This is a genomic window from Pseudofrankia asymbiotica, assembly GCF_001983105.1.
Taxonomy (GTDB): Bacteria; Actinomycetota; Actinomycetes; order Frankiales; family Frankiaceae; genus Pseudofrankia; species Pseudofrankia asymbiotica.
Genome location: NZ_MOMC01000144.1, coordinates 1 through 8,804, shown reverse-complemented (window position 1 = coordinate 8,804; position 8,804 = coordinate 1). Strand labels below are relative to the sequence as shown.

The following is an 8,804-nucleotide window of genomic DNA, read 5'->3' as shown; positions in this document are numbered from 1 at the left end:
GTCCAGGTCGGGCGGCCGTCGGTTTCCGTAGACGTCCATCCTCATCCGCTGCTGTCTGCCGGCTTGGCTGCCAGCCTGGCTACCATTGGCTGGAGTAGGTGTCACCGCGCGGCATGATCGCGATCAGTCACTGACTCTGTACCACGACGGCCGGTGGGCACAGGTCCCCGTTGGCAAGCCGACCCGTACCGCAGGTGCGCTAGCGCCGAGGAACGGAAGCAGCGCGGCAGCTCGTTCTTGACCTGCGGTTTAAGAGGAGAGGCAGGCCGTCCGACGACGTCCACAGGCGTGCGTGCCGCTCGTCCGGTAGCACGTCGAGTCCGTTGACGTCCGCCATCGTCCAAGGCCGTCCGCCGGCGTGGGTACACGCTTGGGTGCAGTACCCACCCTGTCCTGGTCGCCAGACCGCGGACCCGGAGGCCAAAGACCTCCGGGCAGGTCGGTCGACACCGCTTGATCCGTCGTTTGACTTGCTTCTTCCAGGGACGTTCGCGCGAGGCGGCTGTAAAGATGGCTGCACCTGGCGAGCCAGGGCGCAGCCGCCATATTACATATTAGACAGACGCCCGCCAATCAAATCTATATGCTTAATCGCCGGATTGCATGTAATCCATGAGCCGGACCTTAAGAATTAGCGCAGTGCTCGCACCATGAGTGATCATGCCTTCGAGCGCCATTTTTACCGCAGTATCGAGCCCGACTCGGACCGGCTCTATCTCCTCGCCTGAGTCTAGGTTTCGCGCTCCCTCAGTCAAATCTTGCGCGAGAAAGAGATAATTTTTTGATCGAACAATGCTCGTAAAGGGATCGATGTGCCCTAGATCTGTCCACGTAGATGCCGTTAGGCCCATCTCTTCTTTCAACTCCCTACGTGCGGCTTGCAGCGGATCTTCTCCCTCTTCGATCGCGCCGCTGACAAGCTCCAGCGTATGTCGCTCGACACCGTACCTATATTCACGAGCCAGGAATGTTTCCCCGTCTTCGGTCAACGCCAGGACCGTAACACCATCTTTCATCTCGACAACGCCAAACGTTCCGCCGCCTCCATCAGCTCTTATCACCTTGTCTTCGGTGACCGAGAGCCACGGATTTTCGTAGACGAGACGGGAAGTAAGGAGCCTGAACGGTGATTTCGAGTTCAATGTAGTCATGAGGTGACCTCTTTGCATCAGACCGGGGTTTAGTTTGAGAACTTCCCCGCGGGTGAACGGCGGAGTTCGAGAATCGCCTTTTTTGCGGTTACACTAATTAGATTCTCGTCCTCAATCTCCGAAAGTGCAACGATCGCAGCTCCCACGCCCTCACGAACGTTAATCTCCGTCACATCGATAGGTTTCGAGTAGACAAAAAAAGTGCAGAGAGTGAGACTGCCGTCATTCTCGCGCTTCGGAAGCTCGCAAAGATTCTGCAATTCGTCAGCGTGTATTTCGATATCGAGTTCCTCGTGCGCCTCGCGCATCGCAGTTTCGACCGGAGTCTCGTCCGATTCTCCCGTACCACCGAATGCCGTAAGCATTCCTGGATTTACTATTCCAGGCTTATTGTCCCTTCGCTGGAGCACAACCTGCCGCTCGGCGGTAAGGAAAATAATTCCAGAGTATTGACGGTCGATGCGTTCGGGCATGTTGACCTCATTCGATTTGAACCTCGACGAGCCCTGGGTTGCAGTGTAGCAGTAGACATTTTTCGGACTGCTGAACGATCATACCAGGCTCGCCGCGCGACAGATCGCTCAGCACCGTCAACGAGYGGACCTCTCGCAACGTGCCACCGATCTCAATCCAAACCGGGCCGTAGGGGTAGTCGAAGGCACGAAATACTCTTTGATTGTAATCAGCCGATGAGATTCCTCGAATCTGCGCATCGCTAGCACCGAGTCTGCGTCTGGGTCCACGGTCTAGACGAAACGTCTCAGGTAATGTGAGATCTGCCAAGTCCTCCTGCTCGCCTAGCCAAGCCCCTAAATTCTCATGCGCCTTGATGCAAGCAAAGTAAAGGTCACGGCATGTCCATGTTTGATCAATTCGAATTTTCTCGGACCACAAGACTGACCCGGCATCCGGTTCTGTAGTCAACTCGAATAGACAAAGAGCGGTAGACGATGCGCCTTCCAGAAAGGTCCACGATATTGGTGATTGACCGCGACCGTATGGGAGCGGCGAGGGATGCGTGCCAAGAAAGGTCGGTGCACCATCCGGGCGCAATTGCGCCAGCTTTGCGCTGACTTGATTTACATCGATCATCCAACGCCAACCTGCGGCCACAATTACATCCGGGATTGACGCCTCTAGGTAGTCCGACTCGCGAAGTAGATTTCCTCCCGGCGACGTACGGAGACCGAGACCGAGATCTCCATCTCGCTGGGCTTCGGTAAAATAGTTGACAATCTGGTCGTCGATACGTCTGTTGGGCCCAACGATTGCGCCGATCTCAACAGTAGGGTTTGCTGTCCTGGTTTTTAGGGTTTTGTGCAGCGCCACGCCATAACGATTCGCCGAAACAATAACAATTCTCATGGAAGATCGATTCTTTGTCGGAGACGTCCAAGATACTCAGCTTGATGTCTGAAGTGGTAGGCGTCGACGAGCGAAGCTACATCCGCAAATTCTGCTTCGATTCCTATTCTGTCACGCATCGCCAGCCTAAGATCGAGGAGAAYTATCCTCAGTTGCACTCTCTGGAGAGGCGTCCGGGTCGCCTGTTGATCGAGCGAGGAGAGGACGCTAGCTGCTTCATCCAAGCGATTACCCCTCATGAGGGATATCGCGAGTTTCGAACTTGTGGCAATAAAAAGAGATGCATCACCGGAATGCGCCGCGTCGTCGCGAAGCCTGCCGAGTGCTGACTGCGCGGTGGCCAGATCACCCTCTTTCGTCGCGACGGTTGATTCCCTAATTTGCACGCGCCTTGCGAAGTTTTGTAGGTGAAGTGACTCGGCAATCACCCGGGCAATCGCGTACTGGTGGGCCGCCGCAGGTAGGCGATTTGCCATTTCATTGGTCGCGGCAAGATACAGAGTGGACTGTGCAACATAGAGTGGTTCATCAAACTCTTGATAGGCGCGTTTCAGATGCGCAAATATGCGACGCGCTTCACCGCGTTGGGCGGGCTGGCCATGATCTCTCAGGATGTTGCCGGCCGCCATCATGGCCCGAAGTCGAATTTCGTATCGCCGCGAGCTATTTAATTCGCGAGCGCGTCGGGCAACGGTCCGTAGCTCCTTGACCGCTAGATCGGGGTCGGCCGTAGCATAGACTAGAGCTTCGTCGATCGTTGTATTTAGCGCCCACTCGAGTTGTTTCTTGGTCGATGCCGACTCTAAAATTGCCGCGACTATGTCTGCATACATAGTGGCTCACTATCCAACGTTCGGCGGCATTTCGTGGTGGCCCGGTAAGTCTCATCGATCATCAGTCGCGCATGGTTTTGAGCCGCGTTTACTCGGATTTGAAAAGCCGATATGCTCGTGGGCTCCAAGAGTAGAAGATCCCATAATAGCCGGACAGCCTCATTGAGTTCATTTGCCATCGCCTCCATTCGAGCTATCTCTCGAAGAAGTGCCGGAGTGAACCAATCTTGGCTTGTGTCGACATCGCGCGAGAGTCCCGCCRAAGGGTGGTGTCGCGGAAGAGAGCTACTAGAGTCATCCAGAGCATTCTTTACCTCTATTAGCCATGCCTGCATTTGTTCCAGCTCAATCTTGATTCGAGACGCAGTCTGTAGCGCACGCGAGCGCTCTCTACGTCGTTGCATAGTACGGTCGACGTACAGGCCGATAGGGATCGCAAAGACAGTGGCTGCGAATCCTGCGAAGACGTTCGTGGCTATGTCAAGCCAAGCATGTGCCAAGCCCACCCCCATATGAGCTGAATATTGTGCATTTTTTTCTTGCCGTGCGTTGGTACCGCTACCTTGACCCGTTGACCTCGCGCAGCCTGAGAGTCATGCCATCGATGATGGCCCCTGGCTCAGCCCGTGTCCGCCGAATGAGCGCTTCCCGAGCGCTTCCCGAGCGGTTCATCGTTGTCAGACCGCAAGGTCATCTTTGTCATGGCTGATGAGAGGCGCATTTTCGTGCTCGCCCCGCGCCGAGCATGGCGCGCCAGCGCCACGCGCAGGCGGGGGGCGAGCCGGATGGCCACGCCGCTTGATCTCTAGATCGAGCAATTCGGCAGGCTACGGCGTTGCGGCGCTGTCCTGGCGCTGACGCCTGTCGCGGCTGTGGCCGGGGTGGTCGCTCGGGTCGGCGGTGGCGGTGTGTGATCCGCTCGGCGAGCGCTTGAAGTCCGGGTCTTGCAGGTAGGCGGTGGGCTAGCCTGCCGTGCATGGGCGGGACGGTGCGGGGCGGCGGCTCGCTGTCGTGACGGATCGGACGTCTCGGGGGTTCGGGGCAGCGTCGGCGGGCTCGGTCCTGGTCGTGGCCTGCGAGCGGGCGGGACTCGATCCCACTGGCGCGGAGCTGGTTCGCTTGGGCGAGAACGCGCTGTTCCGTCTGCGTGACGTCGGCGTCATGGTGCGGGTGGCCCGGTCGATGAGCCGCTGGGACGACGCGGTGAAGGAAGCCATGGTCTCGCGGTGGTTGGGCGAGGTGGGCTATCCGGCGGCGCGCCTGGCAGATGTGCGGCAGCCTCTCGACGTCGCCGGACACCCGGTCACGTTCTGGCGTCAGATCATCGGTCGCGACGGGACGGAAGGCGACGCCGGATACCTCGGGGATCTCCTGAGACGCCTCCACCGACTTCCCGCACCGACGGGGTTCGCCCTTCCCGCGCTTGAGTTGGTCGCGCGCGTGGCGCCCAGGATCGAGAGCGCGCCGGTCTCGGCCGATGACAAGGACTTCCTGCTCACGGCGTACGGGGAGCTGGGCGCCGCGGCGTYACGGCTCGACTTCGCCCTGGCTCCCGGGCCCGTCCATGGCGATGCCCATGTTGCCAACCTGATGGTCACAGCGGCTGGYCCGGTCCTGATCGACTTCGAACGGTTCGGGTGGGGTCAGCCAGAATGGGACTTAGCGATGACGGCAACGGAGTACCGGACGGCAGGCTGGTGGACTGACGCGCAGTACCGGGCATTCGTCGACGCCTACGGGTTCGATGTGACGTCTTGGTCCGGCTTCGACGTACTGCGCCGCATACATGAGATCAGAATGACGACGTGGATCATGCAGAACACGCACCTGTCGCCTGTGATCGCGGCGGAGTATGAGCGCAGGATGGTGACGCTGCGCTCCGGCGTCGGTGGGAACTGGACGGCGTTCTAGGGTCGTCGCTTCGCAGCCTTGGCCGGCGGGTAGTGCTCGCGGAGCTTCACGTTGAAAGAGACGGTCTGCGGCTCGCGCGGGTGCCGGGACTTCAAAGYATCGTGGAAGTCGTTCAGGTACCGGAGGTAGCGCGTGGACTTCAGGGGCGCGCCGATGTCCAGCGTTTCGACGGCCAGGAGAACCGCCTCGTCGAGGTTCCCGCCGTTGAGGGCGCCCGCGGCGTTCACCATGCCGATGAATGCCTGAGTACGGGCCGGGGTGTGCTCGGGGTGAAGTGCCTTGGAGCCGAAGATCTGGGTCTCGGCGGAGCGGCCGAGGTCGCGGTAGCAGTGGGCGGCCTCGCCGGCGAGTTCCTCGACGTTGAAGAACGCGATCCACGGCGGGTCGCGGTCGGGGTCCTGGCGCTCGAAGAGCTGCTCGGCCTCGTGGATGGTCCTGGCGCATTCCTTGGCCTCGCCGAGGTTGGCCAGGGCGCGGGCCTGCATCGCCAGCGACAGGGACGCGACGGTCATGCTCGGCTGCCGGCGGGTGACCGACGCTGAGGCGCGGGCGAGTTGCAGAGCCTCGCCGTAGCGGCCGAGGTAGTTGGCCTGGTGGCTGAGGCTGGCGAGCATCCAGCCGCCGAGGAGCTCGTCGTCGGCTTCGCGGGCGAGTCGTAGTGCTTGGGCGTAGTAGCGCTGGGCGGCGCCGAACCGGCCGGCGTCGTAGGCGCTCCAGCCGAGGAGTTCGGCAACTTCGGCGGCGGCGCGGTACACGTCGCGCCCGGTGCTCCTGGAGCCGTGTTGTTGGAGCAGGGGAAGGACTTCGGAGCGGAAGTAGAACAGCAGCAGTTTGCGGACGTGTCCGCCGCCGAACTGGAAGTCGAGGTCCATGAGGTGCGACGCGGTGGCGCGGATGACGTCGGCCGGTGAGCCGCGGTGTACCGGCTGGTCTTCGCCGTCCGACGGCGCAAGGAGACCCTGGTCGAAGAGGAACCCCGTGATGAGTCCGGGCGCGGCGGTCGGGCTCCACTGGGAGCGCATCACGGTCGGGTCGTTGCTGAGGTCGGCGTCGGACAGCCGCGCCAACAGGTTCACGGCGCCGGCTGGCTCAGTCTGGTACTCCGCGCCGTGCTCCACGACCTGTGCCCCATCGGTGGGAAGGCTGCCGGTATCGGCTGTGGCCGCGACGGGTGCTGCGCCGGCTGGGGCGAGTCCGAGACGTGGGCGGGGGATGGCCAGGCCGTCCGCGAACCGCTCGAACATGTCCAGGGCGGTGACCTGGCGGTGGCCGTTGAGGATGGCGCTGACGGAGGGCTGGCCGATGCCGACGGCGTTGGCGATCTGGGGCTGGGTGGCGCCCGTCCACTGTTGGTAGATCCTCAGGACGGCTGTCATATCCCGGGCGGCGAGTGCAGTGGCCATCTCGGGGCGGTCCCACAGTCCTTCAGGCGCTGTGGGCAGTGGGCGGCGTGGGGTCATGGTMACGGCTCCCTGAAAGAGCGGCGCCCCGGCGTGTTGGGGCCTGCACGGATGGTCGCATTATCCACCGTCTGTATCTATCCGCGTACCTGTTCGCGCTCGCCGGTCGGCGAAACGCTGCCAGCCGTACCCGCCGTGCGGTCGGCAGTGGTCGCCGCGCGCTGGGGCTCGTCTTTTCGGTTCGGGTGCTGGAGGCCGCACGATGGACATGATGATCGATGTTGACGGGGGTGCTGGCGGGCTGGTGACGGTGGCGCTGGACGCGTACCCGCTGCCGGCGAAGGACGGGGTGCTGCTGGGTCAGCGGTCCGCGGAGTGCGGTGGTGAAACGGGCTTGGCGTTCGTGCCGTCGTACCCGTACCCGCCGGACGGCGTGGCCTGGTCGCTCGCGGCGAACGGTAAGGCGTGGGCGCTGGTGGTGTGTCCTCGGCTGGTGTCTCCCGCGCGCAGCATGCTGGCGCTTGTGGTGGCTCGGCTGCTGGCCGATCAGCGGGCCGCGCTGACAGATCGCTTCTCGCCGGTGATTACCTGCGGGACGCGGCCACGCTTCTCTCAGGACAGCGGCTACGTGGCGATTCCGCACCTGGTGTCGGTCGTCGCGACGGACGCGGTGCAACTGCGCGTCGTCTGGGAAGTGTCGGACCGGTCCAAGGTGCCGGGCTGGCTGGAAAGCCTCCGCCCGAGTGGCTCGGCGTCGACGGAAGCCGTGGCGGTGGCGGCATGACCACATCGACGTCTCCGGACGTGGGCGGGTCTGGTCGGACGGCGGTGGTGACGCTCGTGCCGGGGTCCAGTCCGGCGGAGCTGGCTGCCCAGATCGCTCGGCTGCCCACCGGGTTGGAGTTCGTGGAGGCGTTCGGCGATCTGCGGCTCGTGCTGGTGTACGGGGCGCCGGGTGTCTCGTCGCGCGAGGCGGTGCGCGCCGTGACAGCGTCGCTTGCCACCGAAAACGGCGATGACTCATGCGAGGGTTTCGCGCCTGATACGGCGCTGGGGACTGACAGGTGGGAGCTGCCGGTCGTCTCATAGCGCGCGCTCGCCGGCCGGATGACGGGCCGGACCTGTCGGGGACCGTTCCCGTACGGGTCCGGCCCTCGTCGTTCCCGACCGAATCACTTCCGGTTCGGGTCCGCACGGTCGGCCACGACTCGTACCGATCATTGCGTTCCGCGGAACGGACGCGCGGCGCCGACCGCTCGGCCGGCGCTACGCCGGGGTCAAGCCACGGGCGATGCCCTCGACGTGGGCCTCGATGCGACGCAGGACGGCGAGAATCTCGGCCTGACCGTCGACCAGGGCGGCGAAGGGGTCCACGGCAGCAATGTCCGGCGCCGGGGTGGACTCGGGTAGTGGCTGGCCGAGCAGGACACACAGCAGGTAGTCAGCCGGCCAGTCCAACGCGCGACAGACCGCGGCCAACGTGGCGTCCTGGACGCGGCGCTCACCGCCTCCGTGCTGCAACACGCGCAGCGTCGCGACCGAAACCCCGGCCTGGTCCGCAAGCTCCTGCTGACCGACCCTACGGGCGGTCATCCGGCCGTTGAGCGCCTGGGCGACGGCCCGCCAGTCCTCGCGCGGCGTGGATGCTCGCCGCTCCCCGTTCTTTGCCACAAAGCAAACAATATCGCTTCCGAGGTGGGACGAGAACAGCGCGACTCTACTACCTGCATTTCATCCAAAGACTCTATCCAACCATTGGATACCCGCTCGACGAGCGCTCGGCGAGCGGCGCATTGTAGCCACATGCCCGACACGTCCGGATCGTCCGAACGGCGGGACCTTTCTTTGGAGGTGTGGCGCGGTGGCGATTCCTCGCAGAATTCCGGTGGCGTTCGCGGACGTGTTCCCGAACGGTGCCTACGTGCTCGGAGTGGAGCCGTCGAACGACTTCGAGAAGATGCGGGCTAAGGCGCCTGACCCGCAGGAGCTCGACAAGGAAACCGGCGTTCGGCTCTGGGCGGTGCGGATCATGGATGCCGACCCGACGGCCCGGACGGCGGAGCTGAAGGTGAAGATCGCGGCGGAGACGGCGCCGGCGCTGCCCGAGCCGATTCCGGGTACGCCGTTTCGTCCGGTGGAGCTGG

10 protein-coding genes are annotated in these 8,804 nt (G+C 62.9%); 4 read left to right on the top strand and 6 right to left on the bottom strand.

What is annotated here, in order from left to right; all coding sequences use genetic code 11:
• Window positions 1-587: 587 nt before the first annotated feature.
• From BL253_RS38560 to BL253_RS42100, 4 genes are read right to left on the bottom strand one after another with little or no spacing between them, the layout of a single operon-like run.
• Window positions 588-1,151: an NUDIX domain-containing protein gene (locus BL253_RS38560; protein WP_076819729.1), complete on the bottom strand. Its 564-nt coding sequence runs from the start codon at window positions 1,149-1,151 to the stop codon at window positions 588-590.
• Window positions 1,152-1,180: 29 nt separating this feature from the next.
• Window positions 1,181-1,624: an NUDIX domain-containing protein gene (locus BL253_RS38555; protein WP_076819731.1), complete on the bottom strand. Its 444-nt coding sequence runs from the start codon at window positions 1,622-1,624 to the stop codon at window positions 1,181-1,183.
• 7 nt (window positions 1,625-1,631) lie between these two features.
• On the bottom strand, window positions 1,632-2,516 hold the full coding sequence (locus BL253_RS38550; RefSeq protein WP_081439115.1) for a formyltransferase family protein: 885 nt from the start codon (window positions 2,514-2,516) through the stop codon (window positions 1,632-1,634).
• Window positions 2,513-3,349, bottom strand: a complete 837-nt coding sequence (locus BL253_RS42100) for a hypothetical protein (protein ID WP_131831706.1) — start codon at window positions 3,347-3,349, stop codon at window positions 2,513-2,515. Before BL253_RS42100 ends, BL253_RS38550 begins: the two co-directional genes overlap by 4 nt.
• Before the next feature lie 1,119 nt (window positions 3,350-4,468).
• Here BL253_RS42100 and BL253_RS38545 point away from each other — a divergent pair.
• Complete coding sequence (locus tag BL253_RS38545) at window positions 4,469-5,260, top strand: phosphotransferase family protein (protein ID WP_198946567.1); 792 nt, start codon at window positions 4,469-4,471, stop codon at window positions 5,258-5,260.
• Here BL253_RS38545 and BL253_RS38540 read toward each other — a convergent pair.
• Entirely contained in the window at window positions 5,257-6,720 is a 1,464-nt protein-coding gene (locus BL253_RS38540; protein WP_131831705.1) for a helix-turn-helix domain-containing protein, read from the bottom strand. The two genes, BL253_RS38545 and BL253_RS38540, sit on opposite strands and share 4 nt — an antisense overlap.
• A gap of 202 nt (window positions 6,721-6,922) precedes the next feature.
• Between BL253_RS38540 and BL253_RS38535 the strand changes: the two genes are divergently transcribed.
• Window positions 6,923-7,444, top strand: a complete 522-nt coding sequence (locus BL253_RS38535) for a hypothetical protein (protein WP_241835535.1) — start codon at window positions 6,923-6,925, stop codon at window positions 7,442-7,444.
• A gap of 47 nt (window positions 7,445-7,491) precedes the next feature.
• Window positions 7,492-7,749: a hypothetical protein gene (locus BL253_RS38530; protein WP_241835534.1), complete on the top strand. Its 258-nt coding sequence runs from the start codon at window positions 7,492-7,494 to the stop codon at window positions 7,747-7,749.
• A 177-nt stretch (window positions 7,750-7,926) separates the two neighbouring features.
• On the opposite strand, the gene BL253_RS38525 is transcribed toward BL253_RS38530, so the two are convergent.
• Entirely contained in the window at window positions 7,927-8,331 is a 405-nt protein-coding gene (locus tag BL253_RS38525) for a helix-turn-helix domain-containing protein (protein ID WP_076823023.1), read from the bottom strand.
• Between the two features lie 190 nt (window positions 8,332-8,521).
• Here BL253_RS38525 and BL253_RS38520 point away from each other — a divergent pair.
• A partial coding sequence (locus tag BL253_RS38520; RefSeq protein ID WP_076823027.1) for a plasmid replication, integration and excision activator occupies window positions 8,522-8,804 on the top strand: 283 nt, incomplete at its 3' end.

Coding starts and splice junctions, on each gene's coding strand:
- BL253_RS38560 (WP_076819729.1), bottom strand. CDS start 1,151: ATGACTACATTGAACTCGAAATCACCGTTCAGGCTCCTTACTTCCCGT.
- BL253_RS38555 (WP_076819731.1), bottom strand. CDS start 1,624: ATGCCCGAACGCATCGACCGTCAATACTCTGGAATTATTTTCCTTACC.
- BL253_RS38535 (WP_241835535.1), top strand. CDS start 6,923: ATGGACATGATGATCGATGTTGACGGGGGTGCTGGCGGGCTGGTGACG.